The sequence below is a fragment of the Microbacterium sp. NPDC086615 genome (genome assembly GCF_040686055.1).
Lineage (GTDB): Bacteria > Actinomycetota > Actinomycetes > Actinomycetales > Microbacteriaceae > Microbacterium.
The window spans coordinates 1-15,759 of sequence record NZ_JBFBJJ010000035.1 but is presented as its reverse complement, the minus strand read 5'-3'; the positions used below and the strand labels follow the sequence as shown (position 1 = coordinate 15,759).

12 protein-coding genes are annotated in these 15,759 nt (G+C 68.7%); 8 read left to right on the top strand and 4 right to left on the bottom strand.

The window, feature by feature from the left end; genetic code table 11:
- Positions 1–173: 173 nt before the first annotated feature.
- Complete coding sequence (locus AB0O24_RS18835; protein WP_058595658.1) at positions 174–392, bottom strand: hypothetical protein; 219 nt, start codon at positions 390–392, stop codon at positions 174–176.
- A 163-nt stretch (positions 393–555) separates the two neighbouring features.
- On the opposite strand from AB0O24_RS18835, the gene AB0O24_RS18830 reads away from it, so the two are divergent.
- The gene (locus AB0O24_RS18830; protein ID WP_275801234.1) at positions 556–2,628 is read left to right on the top strand and encodes a DNA topoisomerase IV subunit B; all 2,073 of its coding nucleotides are present in this window, start codon (positions 556–558) and stop codon (positions 2,626–2,628) included.
- Positions 2,629–2,718: 90 nt separating this feature from the next.
- On the opposite strand, the gene AB0O24_RS18825 is transcribed toward AB0O24_RS18830, so the two are convergent.
- On the bottom strand, positions 2,719–5,172 hold the full coding sequence (locus AB0O24_RS18825; protein ID WP_275801185.1) for a DNA topoisomerase IV subunit A: 2,454 nt from the start codon (positions 5,170–5,172) through the stop codon (positions 2,719–2,721).
- 71 nt (positions 5,173–5,243) lie between these two features.
- Between AB0O24_RS18825 and AB0O24_RS18820 the strand changes: the two genes are divergently transcribed.
- Entirely contained in the window at positions 5,244–6,371 is a 1,128-nt protein-coding gene (locus AB0O24_RS18820; RefSeq protein WP_275801187.1) for a nucleotide pyrophosphatase/phosphodiesterase family protein, read from the top strand.
- Between the two features lie 6 nt (positions 6,372–6,377).
- Here the strand turns inward: AB0O24_RS18820 and sepH are convergent, their stop codons facing one another.
- Positions 6,378–7,433, bottom strand: coding sequence for a septation protein SepH (gene sepH / locus AB0O24_RS18815; protein WP_275801189.1), 1,056 nt, complete (start codon positions 7,431–7,433; stop codon positions 6,378–6,380).
- Positions 7,434–7,654: 221 nt separating this feature from the next.
- Between sepH and AB0O24_RS18810 the strand changes: the two genes are divergently transcribed.
- Complete coding sequence (locus AB0O24_RS18810; RefSeq protein ID WP_013586557.1) at positions 7,655–7,948, top strand: DUF4193 domain-containing protein; 294 nt, start codon at positions 7,655–7,657, stop codon at positions 7,946–7,948.
- Here the strand turns inward: AB0O24_RS18810 and AB0O24_RS18805 are convergent.
- Positions 7,923–8,414, bottom strand: coding sequence for a DUF3093 domain-containing protein (locus AB0O24_RS18805; RefSeq protein ID WP_058614638.1), 492 nt, complete (start codon positions 8,412–8,414; stop codon positions 7,923–7,925). The two genes, AB0O24_RS18810 and AB0O24_RS18805, sit on opposite strands and share 26 nt — an antisense overlap.
- A 12-nt stretch (positions 8,415–8,426) precedes the next feature.
- Here AB0O24_RS18805 and dut point away from each other — a divergent pair, with 12 nt between their 5' ends.
- The 5 genes from dut (at position 8,427) to dxs (ending at position 15,434) form a co-directional block, all read left to right on the top strand.
- Entirely contained in the window at positions 8,427–8,882 is a 456-nt protein-coding gene (gene dut, locus AB0O24_RS18800; RefSeq protein ID WP_058614637.1) for a dUTP diphosphatase, read from the top strand.
- A complete protein-coding gene (locus AB0O24_RS18795) occupies positions 8,879–9,508 on the top strand; it encodes a DUF3710 domain-containing protein (protein ID WP_275801193.1) in 630 nt (209 codons plus the stop codon). Before dut ends, AB0O24_RS18795 begins: the two co-directional genes overlap by 4 nt.
- Positions 9,505–10,272: a DUF3159 domain-containing protein gene (locus AB0O24_RS18790; RefSeq protein ID WP_275801195.1), complete on the top strand. Its 768-nt coding sequence runs from the start codon at positions 9,505–9,507 to the stop codon at positions 10,270–10,272. Before AB0O24_RS18795 ends, AB0O24_RS18790 begins: the two co-directional genes overlap by 4 nt.
- Before the next feature lie 136 nt (positions 10,273–10,408).
- Positions 10,409–13,249 (top strand): aconitate hydratase, encoded by a 2,841-nt coding sequence (locus tag AB0O24_RS18785; RefSeq protein WP_275801197.1) that lies wholly within the window; start codon positions 10,409–10,411, stop codon positions 13,247–13,249.
- A gap of 235 nt (positions 13,250–13,484) precedes the next feature.
- On the top strand, positions 13,485–15,434 hold the full coding sequence (gene dxs, locus AB0O24_RS18780) for a 1-deoxy-D-xylulose-5-phosphate synthase (protein WP_275801199.1): 1,950 nt from the start codon (positions 13,485–13,487) through the stop codon (positions 15,432–15,434).
- Positions 15,435–15,759: the final 325 nt, after the last annotated feature.

The following is a 15,759-nucleotide window of genomic DNA, read 5'->3' as shown; positions in this document are numbered from 1 at the left end:
ACGCCTAAGCGTCGCGGACCATGCACAACCCCGTTTCACCGCGTGATCGCGCGGCTAGATCACCATCCCATCCACACGTTCTTGCCTATAACCCGGGGCAGGTGGACTGACGGCACAGAAAAGGCCCCGTCCGCTCCTGTCGGAGCGAAACCGGGGCCCGTTCTGGGGGAGTCTCAGTCGGCGGCGTGGAGACGCGCGGTCTCGTCGTGCCACGAGGTGGCGACGCTGCGCAGCTTCTCTTCGTACTTGCGGCCGTGGTGCGCGCAGAACAGCAGCTCGCTGCCGTTGACCTCGGCAGCGATGTACGCCTGCGCGCCGCAGGAGTCACAGCGATCCGCCGCCGTCAGGCGGTGGTCGAGAACGGACGCTTCGGGTGCGGTCGTGGTGGTCATCTCGGGTGCCCTCCTCAAGTGGTCGTTGGGCGAGTCTCCATATACAACCACGCGGATGTTTCCCCTATGCCGCGGCTTGATCACATTTCGCTGTGCGCGTACGGTGACCCGACCGTGCTGTGTGTCTGGCAGGGGATGTCGGCGGCCCCGATTACGCTGGGAAATCGTGACGTCCGAGTACTCCGCCCATCATCTCCAGGTCCTCGAGGGCCTCGAAGCCGTCCGCAAGCGCCCGGGCATGTACATCGGCTCCACCGATTCGCGCGGTCTGATGCACTGCCTGTGGGAGATCATCGACAACTCGGTCGATGAAGCGCTCGCCGGTCACGGCAGCCGCATCGACATCGTCCTCCACGCCGACGGCAGCGTCGAAGTGCGCGACCGCGCCCGCGGCATCCCGGTCGACGTCGAGCCGCGGACCGGGCTCACCGGCGTCGAGGTCGTCTTCACCAAGCTCCATGCCGGTGGCAAGTTCGGTGGCGGTTCGTACGCGGCGTCCGGCGGTCTGCACGGTGTCGGCGCGTCCGTCGTGAATGCTCTGTCGGAGCGCCTCGACGTCGAGGTCGACCGCGGCGGCAAGACCTACGCCATGTCGTTCCACCGTGGCGAGCCCGGTCTCTTCGCCGGCGACACGCCCGACTCTGCCTTCACGCCGTTCGAGCGCAGCAGTGAGCTGCGCGTCGTCGGCAAAGCCCCCCGCGGTGTCACCGGTACGCGCATCCGTTACTGGGCCGACCGACAGATCTTCACCAAGGACGCGACGTTCGGCCTCGACGAACTCGTCCAGCGCGTGCGCCAGACGGCGTTCCTCGTGCCGGGACTCGAGATCGTCGTGCTCGACGAACGCGGTGACGAGAAGGTCGAGACGAGCTACCGCTTCGACGGCGGGATCTCGGAGTTCGCGGACTTCCTCGCCCCCGACGCGGCCGTGACCGACACCTGGCGCCTCACGGGCACCGGCACGTTCACCGAGACGGTTCCCGTGCTCCAGCCCGGCGGGTCGATGATCCCGACCGAGGTGCAGCGCGAGTGCGAGGTCGACATCGCGGTTCGGTGGGGCACCGGCTACGACACGACGACCCGGTCGTTCGTCAACATCATCGCCACGCCCAAGGGCGGGACGCACCAGCAGGGTTTCGAGCAGGGCCTCATGAAGGTGCTGCGCGCGCAGGTCGAGCAGAACGCGCGCAAGCTCAAGGTGGGCAACGACAAGATCGAGAAGGACGACCTTCTCGCCGGTCTCACGGCGGTGCTGACCGTCCGCCTCCCCGAGCCGCAGTTCGAGGGCCAGACCAAAGAGGTGCTGGGCACTCCCGCGGTGCGGCAGATCGTGGCATCCGTGGTCCAGAAAGAGCTCGCGGCTCGCTTCGCGTCGGCCAAGCGCGACGACAAGGCGCAGACGGCGCAGTTGCTCGAGAAGATCGTTTCCGAGATGAAGGCGCGCATCTCTGCGCGCACGCACAAAGAAACCCAGCGACGCAAGAACGCCCTCGAGTCGTCGTCGCTGCCGGCGAAGCTCGTCGACTGCCGGTCGAACGACGTCAACGACTCGGAGCTGTTCATCGTCGAGGGCGACTCCGCGCTCGGCACGGCGAAGCTCGCGCGCAACAGCGAGTACCAGGCTCTGCTGCCCATCCGCGGAAAGATCCTCAACACGCAGAAGGCGTCGATCAGCGACATGCTGTCGAATGCCGAGTGCGCCTCGATCATCCAGGTCATCGGGGCCGGATCCGGTCGCTCGTTCGATCTCAGCGCGGCCCGCTACGGCAAGATCATCCTGATGAGCGACGCCGACGTCGACGGCGCCCACATCCGCACACTGCTGCTGACACTGTTCTTCCGCTACATGCGCCCGCTCGTCGAAGAAGGGCGCGTGTATGCCGCCGTGCCGCCCCTGCATCGCGTCGTGGTGATGAACCCCGGCACCAAGCCCAACGAGACGATCTACACGTACAGCGAGCAGGAGCTGCACGGCCTCCTCACGAAGCTTCGGCGCAGCAACAAGCGGTGGCAGGAGCCCGTCCAGCGGTACAAGGGCCTCGGAGAGATGGATGCCGACCAGCTCGCGACCACCACGATGGACCGGGCGGGTCGCATGCTGCGCCGTGTCCAGGTCGAGCACATCGAGCAGGCCGCCGAGGTGTTCGACCTGCTCATGGGCAGCGACGTCGCTCCGCGCCGGGAGTTCATCATCGACTCGAGCGACCGGCTGGCACGCGAGCGCATCGACGTCTGATACCGAGACGCGCTGGCGGGTGCCGTCGGCCGGATCCGCACGACCGATCGAACCGCTTTCACGGCCCGCACCGGTGTGAGCAGCGAGACGTCAGCGGACCGAAGTCCCGATCGCGCCGATGACCGCCTCGAGATGCTGACCCGAGGCGTCGCGCTTCGCACCGCTGTCGGGCAGCGTGCGCACGGAGCCGTCGGAGCCGACCGCGCGCGGGTCTGTTCCGACCCAGGCGAGCACGAGGGCGTCCTCCCCGCGCAGAAGCCGCTGCGCGCGCACCCCACCCGTGGCGCGTCCCTTGGCGGGGTACTCGGTGAACGCCGAGACCTTCGCGCTGCCCGCGTCGGTTCCGGGAAGCGCGGCACTGGAGCCCGCGACGGTGACGACCACGGCGTCGAAAGCCGCGGCTCCGACGACCGAGAACGCGATGACGCGAGCGCCGTCGGAGAGGCGGATCCCCGCCATGCCACTCGCGGAGCGACCCTGCGGACGCACCGAGGACGCGTCGAAACGCAAGAGCTGCGCGTCGCTCGCGACGAAGACGAGCTCGGCGTTGTCGCCCGCCGGAGCGGCGCCCACGACGCGGTCTCCGTCACGGAGAGCGATGATCTCGATCTCGGGCTTGGTGCTGAGCTCGCTGGCCGCGACGCGCTTGACGACGCCCTGCTCGGTTCCCAGCGCGATGGTCGGTCCGTCGGTGAGCGGCACGAGCGCGATGACGCTCTCGCCCTTCGCCAGCGTGAGGTACTGCTCGACCTTGGTACCGGCCGCCAGCTGCACCGAGTTGGCGGGCACGGAGGGGAGGTCGACGGGGGAGAAGCGCACGAGGCGGCCGGTGGAGGTCACGGCGCCGATGTCGCCCCGCGTCGTCGTGTCGACAGCGGAGCGGATGGCGTCGTGCTTCGAACGGCGGGCGGGGGGGACCACGCCCCCCGCGGGAGCATCGGCGATGAGTTCGGCGCGGACCATCCGGCCGGTGGCCGACAGGAAGACCCGGCACGGCGCGTCGGCGATCTGCAGATCGGCGGCGGCTGCGGCTTTCGCCGAACGCGGCTGCACCGGTCCGCCGTTCAGAAGCAGCGTGCGACGCGGGGTTCCGTAGGCCTCGGCGGCCGCGTCGAGCTCTTTCGCGACCTGCTGACGGAGCAGCGTCTCGCTGCCGAGCAGCTCGACCAACTGGGCGATCTCGGCGTTCAACTGATCGCGCTCGGCCTCCAGTTCGATCCGCGAGAACTTCGTGAGACGGCGCAGGCGCAGCTCGAGGATGTACTCGGCCTGCGGGTGAGAGAGGTCGAAGACCTCTTGCAGCTTGGTTCGGGCCTGCTCGCCGTCGTCGGAGGAACGGATGACCTGGATGACCTCGTCGATGTCGAGGATCGCGATGAGCAGGCCCTCGACGAGGTGGAGACGCTCACGCTTACGGGCGAGCCGGTACTCGCTGCGGCGCGTGACGACGCGGATGCGGTGGTCGATGTAGACCCGCAGCATCTCGCGCAGGCCGAGGGTCTGCGGCTGCCCGTCGACGAGGGCGACGTTGTTGATGCCGAACGAGTCCTCGAGGGGCGTGAGGCGGTAGAGCTGCTCGAGGACGGCCTTGGGGTCGAAGCCCGTCTTGATGCCGATGACCAGGCGAAGACCGTTGTTGCGGTCCGTGAGGTCGGTGACGTCGGCGATGCCCGTGAGCTTCTTGGCCTGGACGGCGTCCTTGATCTTCTCGATGACCCGCTCGGGGCCGACGAGGTAGGGGAGCTCGGTGATGACGATGCCGGTCCGGCGGGGACCCAGCGACTCGATGGACGCCTTCGCGCGGGTGCGGAACGTTCCGCGTCCGTTCGTGTACGCGTCCTTGATGCCGTCGAGACCGACGATGATGCCGCCCGAGGGGAGGTCGGGGCCCGGGACGAACTCCATGAGCTCCTCGACCGTGGCATCCGGATTCTGCAGCAGGTGCGTCGCCGCGCCCACCACCTCGATCAGGTTGTGCGGCGCCATGTTCGTGGCCATGCCGACCGCGATGCCGGTCGCCCCGTTGACGAGGAGGTTCGGGAAAGCGGCCGGGAGCACCTCGGGCTGCTGGAACTGTCCGTCGTAGTTCGGGATGAAGTCCACGACGTCTTCGTCGAGATTCTCAGTGAGGGCCAGAGCCGGTGCGGCCAGTCGCGCCTCCGTGTACCGCGGCGCGGCAGGACCGTCGTCGAGCGAGCCGAAGTTGCCGTGGCCGTCGACGAGCGGCACCCGGAGCGAGAAGTGCTGCGCGAGACGCACGAGCGCGTCGTAGATGGGGGCGTCGCCGTGCGGGTGAAGCTTTCCCATCACCTCGCCGACGACACGGGCGCTCTTGACGTGCCCCCGGTCGGGCCGCAGGCCCATCTCGGCCATCTGGTAGAGGATGCGACGCTGCACCGGCTTCAGACCGTCGCGGGCATCGGGAAGAGCGCGCGAGTAGATCACCGAGTAGGCGTACTCGAGGAACGACCCCTGCATCTCGGCGGAGACATCGACATTCTCGATGCGCTCGGACACGGGGGAGGAAGAACGGGAATCGGGCATGGATGCGGCCTCGGGTCGGGCGGGCGTCACGTCAGGACGGGGATCGGGAGCTGTGTGGAAGACTTGCTCCGATGTCACTCAGCCTACCGGCGGACCCGCCGCGTTCCCGGAGCCTCACCGGTGTGGTGGAGCAGTCGCTCGCCGCCCTCGAGGGACGCTCGGACTGGTTTGCCCCCGCGCGCAGCGCGGTCGTCTTCGTCGTCGACGGTCTCGGCGCCCACAACCTCGCCGCCCGGCGAGGGCACGCGCGATTCCTCGGTTCGACCGGGGGTCGCCGCGACGTCGCGCGCACGGTCTTCCCCTCCACGACGGCGGCGGCCCTGACGAGCCTGCTCACCGGCACGGACCCGGGCACGCATGGGATCGTCGGGTATCGCGTCCGCATTCCCGGCACCGACGTGGCACCGAACCAACTGCACGGCTGGGAGACCGACGGTCTCGACCCGAGAGCCTGGCAGCGTAGCGAGCCGCTGTTCGAACGCGAGGTCGCGAGCGGTCGGCCCTGCTTCGTCGTGTCCCGACCGGAGTACACGGGTACGGGGTTCACCGCGGCCACCCTTCGCGGAGCCGAGTTCGTCGCGTCGAACGATCTCGCCGAGCGTGCCGCGACGGCGGCGGATCTGGCGGCGCGCCACCCCGGCGCGCTGGTCTATCTCTATGCGCCGGAGCTCGACACCGCCGGACACCGCGACGGTACCGAGTCCGATCGCTGGATCACGGCGCTCGAGCGCGTCGACGCCGCGGCCCAGTTGCTCGCGTCCGCCGCCGACGCGAGCACCGGCATCCTGATCACCGCCGATCACGGAATGGTCGACGTCCCCGCCCGTCGACACGTCCTCCTCGGCGACGGCGACCCGCTGGTCGACGGGGTCGCCCTCCTCGGCGGCGAACCGCGCATGTTGCACCTCTACGCGGAGCCCGGGCGAGAGGATGCCGTGGCCACGGCGTGGCGAGAGCGCGAGCACGCGCGGGCCTGGGTGCTCACCCGTGACGAGGCGATCGCGGCGGGCCTTTTCGGCGCCGTGGCGGATGACGTCCGCGAGCGGATCGGCGACGTCGTCGTCGCCGCGCGAGGGCGCTACGCCTACTACGACGACCGCGAGAACGACAAACGCCCGCAGAGCATGGTCGGACAGCACGGATCTCTCACCGACGAGGAGCGGACGGTCCCCCTCCTGCGCCTCGGCGCGTTCGCCTGAGCCCGCTCAGCTCTCGTCCGACCGCGCCCCGAACACGATCTCGTCCCACGAGGGCATCGACGGACGACCCTTGGCGCGGCGACCCGCGTCGTTGCCCGACGCCGAGGGGCCGGACGAAGAGGCGTTGTCGGGCTCGGGCGCCGACTCGACGGCCGGGTCGCTGTAGCCGGGTTCGACGGCGTCGAAGAGTGCGACCGGTGCTCCGACCGGGCGGGTGGCCGGCGCCTCGGGCGCGGTGGTTCCGGGCAGCGGCTCCCGCTGACCGCGCCGACGGCGAAGGGCCTCGAGAAGGTCGGCGGTCTCCGACGAGGTGACTGGCACGTCGGGTGCCCGCTTGATCGCGGCTGCCTGCACGGCTGCCGCCACGGGTCCGGTGGCCTCGACGCCCGGCTCGTCCTCGATGTCGATCTTCCGCGGGCCGAAGGAACCGCTGTCGAAGCGCGACTCGTCCTTCGGGAGAGGGCTGTCCAGGGCGCGCAGCCGCGGGATGAGTCCCTCGGGAAGCGACCCCTGCCGCGAGAGCTGGATCGCGTCGGCGTTCTGGGGCGAGAGCGTGCTGCGGCGGGGGTCGAAGCTCCAGCGGGCATCGTGGTCGATGCCGTTCGCCGTGAACTCGAGCTTGACCATCCAGCCCGACGATTCCTTCCAGCTGGTCCAGCGTTCCGCGGACGCGCCGGCCTCACCGAGCTTCGCGCGGACGGCGGTGCCGAAGGTGATGGGGGAGTCGTGTTCGAGAGCGCCCCCGAGAAGCACGGGCACGGCCAATGCCTGAGCCACGACGTGCTCGCGCTCGGCCAGCACCGGACCCTCGAATCGCTCCACGTCCTCGACGCGGGCGTTCAGCAGGGTCGCGACCTCGCGGGCGGTGAGGCCGGAGCGGATGTGCGCCTGGATCTCGCGCGGGCTGGGGCGGGGTCCACGGTCGTCGTCTTCACGGTCGCGACGGGCCCGACGCGCTTGCACGCGCATCACCTCGTCGAGGGCGAGAGCGAATCGTTCACCCGATTCGGTCGCGACGACGAGGACGTCATCTTCGGTTCCGATGACTTTGAGCTGCTCCATGCGAAACACCCCTCCGATCTGCGGTCGACGCCCATGCTGACACGGCCGTTCCCCGGTTCCGGGAATATCGCGGGCGCGCCGCGAGTTTCAGGCCTCGCCCGAAACGCAACCCGCCTCGCGAGCATTTGCTTATCGAGGTCGGGTCATGCAAACTATGGCCGCCCGATCGGGTACCCGACGGCGCACAGCACCACAATCACCGGAAGTAGAGACCAGCACGCATGGCCACCGATTACGACGCACCGCGCAAGACCGAGGACGACAGCGAGTCGATCGAGGCCCTCAAGGAGCGCGTGCCTGACAAGACGTCGGGATCGATCGACAACGAGGATGCCGACAACCCCTCGGGCTTCGAACTGCCCGGGGCCGATCTGTCCGACATCGAACTCGACGTCGTCGTCCTCCCGCCGCAGGAAGACGAGTTCACGTGCATGAACTGCTTCCTCGTCAAGCACCGCTCGCAGATCGACCACGAGAGCGGCAACGGCTTCATCTGCGCGGAGTGCGCAGCCTGAGCTGAGCACGCTGGATCGCCGCAACGAGGCGATCCGGCGTTCGGGTGGATACCACCCACGAAGGAGTCGGATCCTCGGGGTCGGTCACGGGAACCGTGACGACCCCGTCGATGCCGCCCCGGATCACATGCCACGCCCGATGGTCGAGACCACTCCCTCGGGCCGTGCGAGCGGCATCGCCCTCGACGCCGAACGGCTCGCCGAGCATCTCGACAGGAATGTGCGCGCGGCCGGCGTGCAGCTCTCCCTCACGGATCTCCACGACAGGGGAGATCGCCAGGAGGCCGACCACGATCGCGACCGACACGACCAGCCCGATGAACAGGGCGAGGGTCGTGTTCAGAGGCGAGAAGACGACGGCGGCCATGGGGCCGCAGACCGCGGCGGCGACCAGCGCCCACAGCGACGGGCTGAGGCGCTCTCGGTACTCGACTCCGGTGCGGATGCCGCACCCCCTCTTCTGCATTACCCTCGTGGGGTGACCGAAACGGTGGATGTCCTCATTGTCGCATCCGAGCCTCCGGTCTTCGCCCACCCGGGCGACGCCGGAGCCGACCTGACCTCCGCGGAGGCCGTGCGTCTCGAACCCGGTCGACGCGCGCTCGTGTCCACCGGGGTCCGCATAGCGCTGCCCGAGGGTTACGCGGCGTTCGTCGTCCCGCGCAGCGGACTGGCCGCCAAGCACGGCATCACGATCGTCAACTCTCCGGGGACGATCGATGCGGGCTATCGCGGCGAGATCAAGGTCGCCCTCCTCAACACAGACCTCGACGAGGCCTACGACATCTCCGTGGGCGACCGCATCGCCCAGCTCATCGTGATGCCCGTCCCGCCCGTGCGCTTCGTCCCCGTCGACGACCTGCCCGACAGTGTGCGCGGCGAGGGCGGATTCGGATCGAGCGGATACCAGAACCTTCAAGGGAGCACCCGATGACCGACGACGCTCAGCCCACCTCCGAAACCGACGACGCCGCCCTCGAGGTGGCGATCTCCGCGAAAAGCGCTCCCGCTGATCGCGAAAGCAGCGGGCCGTTCGACGAGGCGGAGGCGAACCCGGTTCGCCCGTACATCGATCTCGGCGGCATCAAGATCCTTCCGCGCGAAGGCCTGAACCTCCGGCTCGAGGTCGAGGAGCAGACGAAGCGGATCGTGGCCGTCGGCCTCGATTACGCCGACTCCACCCTGCAGGTGCAGCCGTTCGCCGCCCCCCGCACGAGCGGGCTGTGGGGCGAGACGCGCGAACAGATCCGTCAGCAGGTCAAGCAGCAGGGCGGTCGCGTCGAGGAGCGCGAGGGCCCTCTGGGTCCCGAACTGCTCGCCGAGGTCCCGGTCATGGGTGGCGCCGAAGGCGCGGGCAAGCGCCTCGCGCGCTTCGTCGGCGTCGACGGTCCGCGGTGGTTCCTGCGCGGCGTCATCGGGGGAGCGGCCACGATCGACGTCGAAGCCGCGGCGGCCGTCGAAGATCTCTACCGATCGATCGTCGTGGTGCGGGGCGGTTCGCCCATGCCCCCGCGCGACCTGATCCCCCTCCGGATGCCGGCGACCCCCGGCACGGCATGAGCGACGACGCCGTACGCCCGACGCGCGAGGGCGAGAACGTTCCCCTCGAACCGCCCGCCGCGGCCGACAGCCTGAGCGCCGCGCTCGGCAACGCCGCTCGACGCGCGGGCCTGGATCCGTCTGCTCACGCGTCGACCGGCTCGGCCGTGTGGTCCGCGATGGGCGGGTGGCGCGGCATCCTGGAATCGGTCCTGCCATCGCTGGCGTTCGTCGTGCTCTTCACGGTCACCATCGATCCGACGACGCGCCAGGGGAACCTGTGGCTCAGCCTCGGCGTGTCGGTGGGCATCGCCCTGGTCTTCACAATCGCGCGACTGATCGCGAAGTCGCCGCCGAGCGCCGCCATCGGCGGCCTACTCGCGACCGTGGCGGCGGCCGTCCTCGCGCTCGTCACGGGCCGGGGCCAGGACAACTTCGTGTTCGGGTTCTTCACGAACGGCGCGTACGGCACCGCGTTCCTGGTCTCCGCCCTGGTGGGCTGGCCGCTCATCGGTCTGGCGGCGGGCTACCTGACGGGGGAGGGCACCAGCTGGCGCGCCGACCGTCGCAAACGCCGGACCTACGTGTGGCTGTCGATCGCCTGGGCCGCCCTGTTCGCGGCGCGCCTCATCGTGCAGCTGCCGCTGTACTTCGCCGGCGACGTCGTGGCGCTCGGCACGCTGAAGATCGTGATGGGCCTGCCGCTGTTCGCGCCGATGCTCGCCGTGACCTGGCTCACGGTCCGCGCCCTGGGGCCTGCTCGCTCCGTTGCGCGCGAAGACTGATACATTTATCTTGATATCAAGATAAATACCCGTCTTCAGCGCGGTTAGGTCGGCCTTCCTGGCAGCGATCGGGCGGCGCGGGGAAGATGGGATTCGCGGGCTGACGCCTGCGCATTCGCCGACGAAGGAGACGATCGTGTCCACGGTTGACAGCTTCGGTGCCAAGAGCACCCTGACGGTCGGCAGCACCGACTACGAGATCTTCCGCATCGACACGGTCGCCGGTCACGAGAAGCTCCCGTTCAGCCTCAAGGTGCTGCTCGAGAACCTTCTCCGCACCGAGGATGGCGCCAACGTCACCAAGGAGCAGATCGAGGCGCTCGGTTCGTGGGTGCCCACGGCCGACCCCGACACCGAGATCCAGTTCACGCCCGCCCGCGTGGTCATGCAGGACTTCACCGGGGTGCCCTGCATCGTCGACTTGGCCACCATGCGCGAGGCCGTCACCGCCCTCGGCGGCGACCCCAACAAGATCAACCCGCTCTCGCCCGCCGAGATGGTCATCGACCACTCGGTCATCGCCGACCTGTTCGGCAGCGAGAACGCCCTCGAGCGCAACGTCGAGATCGAGTACGAGCGCAACGGCGAGCGGTACCAGTTCCTCCGCTGGGGCCAGACGGCGTTCGACGACTTCAAGGTCGTCCCCCCGGGCACCGGCATCGTGCACCAGGTCAACATCGAGCACCTGGCCAAGGTCATCTACGACCGCACCGTCGACGGCGTGCTCCGCGCGTACCCCGACACCTGCGTCGGCACCGACTCCCACACCACGATGGTCAACGGCCTGGGCGTGCTCGGCTGGGGCGTGGGCGGTATCGAGGCCGAGGCGGCCATGCTCGGTCAGCCCGTGTCGATGCTGATCCCGCGCGTCGTCGGCTTCAAGCTCTCTGGCGAGATCCCCGCCGGTGTCACCGCGACCGACGTCGTCCTCACGATCACCGACATGCTCCGCAAGCACGGCGTCGTCGGCAAGTTCGTCGAGTTCTACGGCGAGGGCGTGGCCTCCGTGCCGCTCGCGAACCGCGCCACCATCGGCAACATGAGCCCCGAGTTCGGCTCGACCGCGGCGATGTTCCCGATCGACGACGTCACCCTCGACTACCTGCGCCTGACCGGTCGCGACGAGCAGACCGTCGCACTCGTCGAGGCGTACGCCAAGGAGCAGAAGCTCTGGCACGACCCCGACCGTGAGCTGGTCTTCAGCGAGTACATGGAGCTCGACCTCTCGACGGTCGTCCCCTCGATCGCCGGCCCGAAGCGTCCCCAGGACCGCATCCTGCTCTCCGAGGCCAAGTCGCAGTTCGAGAAGGACATCCTGAACTACGCGGATGCCTCGGTCTCGGACTCGATCGTCGACCTCGAGGTCGACGGCACCTTCCCGGCATCCGACCCGGGCGCCGTCCCGGGCGAAGAGACCGAGGACGTCACCGGCAGCGATGTGCTCATCTCCTCCGGCCACCCGGTGAACGCGTCGAACCCGGTCAAGGTCACCACCCCCGATGGGCAGTCGTACCTGCTCGACAACGGCGCCGTGACGCTCGCGGCGATCACGTCGTGCACGAACACGTCGAACCCGTCGGTCATGATCGCGGCGGGCCTGCTCGCCAAGAACGCCGTCGACAAGGGCCTGAAGCGCAAGCCGTGGGTCAAGACGACGCTCGGCCCGGGTTCCAAGGTCGTCACCGACTACTACGAGAAGTCCGGTCTCGACAAGGCGCTCGAGGGCCTCGACTTCTACACCGTCGGCTATGGCTGCACGATCTGCATCGGCAACTCGGGACCGCTCATCGAAGAGGTCTCCGAGGCCATCAACGAGAACGACCTCGCCGTGACGGCTGTCCTCTCAGGTAACCGCAACTTCGAGGGTCGCATCAGCCCCGACGTGAAGATGAACTACCTGGCCTCCCCGCCGCTGGTGGTCGCCTACGCTCTCGCCGGCTCGATGAACTTCGACTTCGAGACCGACGCACTGGGCAAGGACCAGAACGGGAACGACGTCTTCCTGAAGGACATCTGGCCCGCTCCCGACCAGGTGCAGACCATCATCGACGCGTCGATCTCGCGCGAGCAGTTCATCCAGCAATACGCCACGGTCTTCGAGGGCGATGAGCGCTGGAAGAACCTGCCCACCCCGACCGGCCCGGTCTTCGAATGGGATGCCGACTCGACCTACGTCCGCAAGGCGCCCTACTTCGACGGCATGTCGATGGAGCCCTCGCCGGTCACCGACATCACCGGCGCGCGCGTCATGGCGACCCTCGGGGACTCGGTCACGACCGACCACATCAGCCCGGCCGGAAACATCAAGGCGGGCACCCCCGCCGCGCAGTACCTCACCGAGCACGGCGTCGCCCAGAAGGACTTCAACTCCTACGGGTCGCGCCGTGGCAACCACGAGGTCATGATCCGCGGCACGTTCGCCAACATCCGCCTGAAGAACGAGATGGTCGCCGCCGTCAACGACGGCCAGATCATCGAGGGTGGCTACACCCGCGACTTCACGCAGGAGGGCGGCCCTCAGGCGTACATCTACGACGCGAGCCAGAACTACCAGGCTCAGGGCACCCCGCTGGTGATCTTCGGCGGCAAGGAGTACGGCTCGGGTTCGTCGCGCGACTGGGCGGCCAAGGGCACCAACCTCCTCGGCGTGAAGGCCGTCATCACCGAGAGCTTCGAGCGCATCCACCGCTCCAACCTCATCGGTATGGGCGTCGTGCCGCTGCAGTTCCCGGCCGGCGAGAGCTGGAAGTCGCTGGGCCTCGACGGCACCGAGATCGTCTCGATCGAGGGCCTCGAGCAGCTCAACGAGGGCGTCACGCCGAAGACCGTCAAGGTCACCGCCGAGCCGAGCGAGTTCTCGCCCGAGGGCAAGCAGACCGTCACCTTCGACGCCGTGGTCCGCATCGACACCCCCGGTGAGGCCGACTACTACCGCAACGGCGGCATCCTGCAGTACGTGCTGCGTTCGCTGGTCTGACCCACCGCGCGCCGGCCAGGAGCGCCCACCCCGAACCTTCGGGGTGGGCGCTCTTCGCATCCGTCGGGCTCGGCGCCCGCGAACCGGACCGCGACGACGGCGACCGCCCTCCGCCGCTCATCGTCGAGAGAGCATGCGGACCCCGGGCGCAAGCCGTTGCCGGGCCCCCACCAGCCCCCGAGACTAGAATCAACACGTTCGCGCGTTCCCGCGCGCACCGCACGAGAGGAGTCTTATGGCTCTCCTACCCGGCATTCACGGCCCCCGTGACCTCGACGACCTGAGCACCGACGACTTGCGCCAACTGGCCGCGGAGGTCCGTGCCTTCCTCGTCGAGAACGTCTCGCGGACCGGCGGACATCTCGGTCCGAACCTCGGCGTCGTCGAGCTGACGATCGCCCTCCACAAGGTGTTCGACTCTCCGGCCGATCCGATCATCTTCGACACGGGGCACCAGTCCTACGTGCACAAGATGCTCACCGGTCGTCAGGACTTCGCGAACCTGCGCTCGCGCGGCGGCCTCGCCGGATACCCGCAACGATCCGAGAGCGAACACGACATCGTCGAGTCCTCCCACGCCTCCAGCTCACTCAGCTGGGCCGACGGCGTCTCACGGGCCTTCAGTCGCACGGGGCGCCGCGATCGTCACGTCGTCGCCGTCGTCGGTGACGGCGCGCTCACGGGTGGCATGACGTGGGAGGCGCTGAACAACATCAGCGACGACAACGATCGCAACCTCGTCATCGTCGTCAACGACAACGGCCGTTCGTACGCGCCGACAATCGGAGGGATGGCGCGCTACCTCAACCGTGTGCGCACGAACGACGCCTATCGCACGCTGCACCGCGGCTCCGACACCCTGTTCCGCCGTCTGGGGCCCGCCGCTCGCGCGGTCTACCGCGGCGTCCGCGGCGGCACCCACGGCTTCCTCTCGCGCTTCACCAACAACGAGGCGCTCTACAGCAACCTCGACATCAAGTACCTCGGCCCGATCGACGGCCACGACTTCGAGTCGCTCATCGAGACGCTCGAGCTCGCCAAGTCCTACGGCGCTCCCGTGATCGTCCACGCGATCACCGACAAGGGCAGCGGCTATGCGCCCGCCATGAGCGACGAGGCCGATCAGTTCCACGCCGTGGGCAAGATCGACCCGGTCACGGGTGAGGCCGTGGGCTCCGGCGGTGGTACGCAGTGGACCGATGTGTTCGCCGAAGAGCTGGTCGCGGTGGGCGCCGAGCGCGAAGACGTGATCGCCATGACCGCCGCAATGCTGCGCCCGACCGGCCTGCAGCAGTTCGCCGAACGCTTCCCCGAGCGGGTGTACGACGTCGGCATCGCCGAGCAGCACGCGGTCGCATCGGCCGCGGGTCTGGCCTTCGGCGGCCTGCACCCCGTCGTCGCGATCTACGCCACGTTCATGAACCGGGCTTTCGACCAGGTCATGATGGACGTCGCCCTGCACAAGGCGGGCGTCACGTTCGTGCTGGACCGCGCGGGGGTCACCGGCCCGGACGGCCCGAGCCATCACGGCATCTGGGACCTCGCTATGCTGCAGCTCGTCCCCGGTATCCGCATCGCCGCGCCGCGCGACGCGGCTCGCCTGCGCGAGGAGTTCCGCGAGGCCACGGCCATCGAGGACGCTCCCACGGTCGTGCGGTACCCCAAGGGCAAGGTCAACGCCGACGTCGAGGCGATCGAGCGCATGCACGACGGTGTCGACGTGCTCAGCCGAGGCTCGAGCCCCGACGTCCTCCTCGTCGGTATCGGCCCGATGGTGCACCTGGCTCTCGAGGTCGCGGAGCGGCTGAAGGCGCAGGGCATCGGCGCGACCGTCATCGACCCGCGCTGGGCCATTCCCGTGCAGCCGTCGATCGTCGACCTCGCGCGCGAACACCGTCTCGTCATCACCATCGAAGACGGCATCCGCGTCGGTGGAGTGGGCACCCGCGTGCGCCAGGTCCTGCGCGAGGCCGGTGTCGACACGGCGGTCGACGAGCTCGGCATCCCGGACGAGTTCATCGACCACGCCACGCGCGAGCAGATCCTCGAGGATGCCGGTCTTACCGCATCCAAGATCGCCCACGATGTCGTGGCGCAGGTGCTCGGCACGCGCATCCCGATGGCGCGGCAGACGCCCACCGGCTCGATCCCCACGATCGAGGAGTGGGAGAAGTCGCGCCCGTAGGCGCGTGAGCGACCGCGAACAGGCCGGGATGCCGATATCCCGGCCTGTTCTGCATATTCGGCACCCATCGCGGTCACCAGGACAGGGGAGGCGACGAGAACAGGCTGCAACCTCAGCAAACGGCCTGTCCTCGTCGCACGGCCTGTCCTCGTGGTCGTGCCGCGGGCGCGCCTCGCGCACCCTCGCAGCCACGAGAACAGGAAAGGCGACGGAAACAGGCTGAAACCGCAGGCGGATTCACGCGGTCAGTGCAACACCGTTGTCTGGTGGGGTTGAGAGTAGCCGTTCGAGGGCTTCGGTGGGTGTGGCCCAGTCGAGTGTCATG

Excerpts from the sequence above, each read along its gene's own strand:
- dxs (WP_275801199.1), top strand. The coding sequence starts at position 13,485 with ATGGCTCTCCTACCCGGCATTCACGGCCCCCGTGACCTCGACGACCTG.
- sepH (WP_275801189.1), bottom strand. The coding sequence starts at position 7,433 with ATGGAGCAGCTCAAAGTCATCGGAACCGAAGATGACGTCCTCGTCGTC.
- AB0O24_RS18790 (WP_275801195.1), top strand. The coding sequence starts at position 9,505 with ATGAGCGACGACGCCGTACGCCCGACGCGCGAGGGCGAGAACGTTCCC.
- AB0O24_RS18820 (WP_275801187.1), top strand. The coding sequence starts at position 5,244 with ATGTCACTCAGCCTACCGGCGGACCCGCCGCGTTCCCGGAGCCTCACC.
- AB0O24_RS18825 (WP_275801185.1), bottom strand. The coding sequence starts at position 5,172 with ATGCCCGATTCCCGTTCTTCCTCCCCCGTGTCCGAGCGCATCGAGAAT.
- AB0O24_RS18805 (WP_058614638.1), bottom strand. The coding sequence starts at position 8,414 with ATGCAGAAGAGGGGGTGCGGCATCCGCACCGGAGTCGAGTACCGAGAG.
- AB0O24_RS18810 (WP_013586557.1), top strand. The coding sequence starts at position 7,655 with ATGGCCACCGATTACGACGCACCGCGCAAGACCGAGGACGACAGCGAG.
- AB0O24_RS18835 (WP_058595658.1), bottom strand. The coding sequence starts at position 392 with ATGACCACCACGACCGCACCCGAAGCGTCCGTTCTCGACCACCGCCTG.
- AB0O24_RS18795 (WP_275801193.1), top strand. The coding sequence starts at position 8,879 with ATGACCGACGACGCTCAGCCCACCTCCGAAACCGACGACGCCGCCCTC.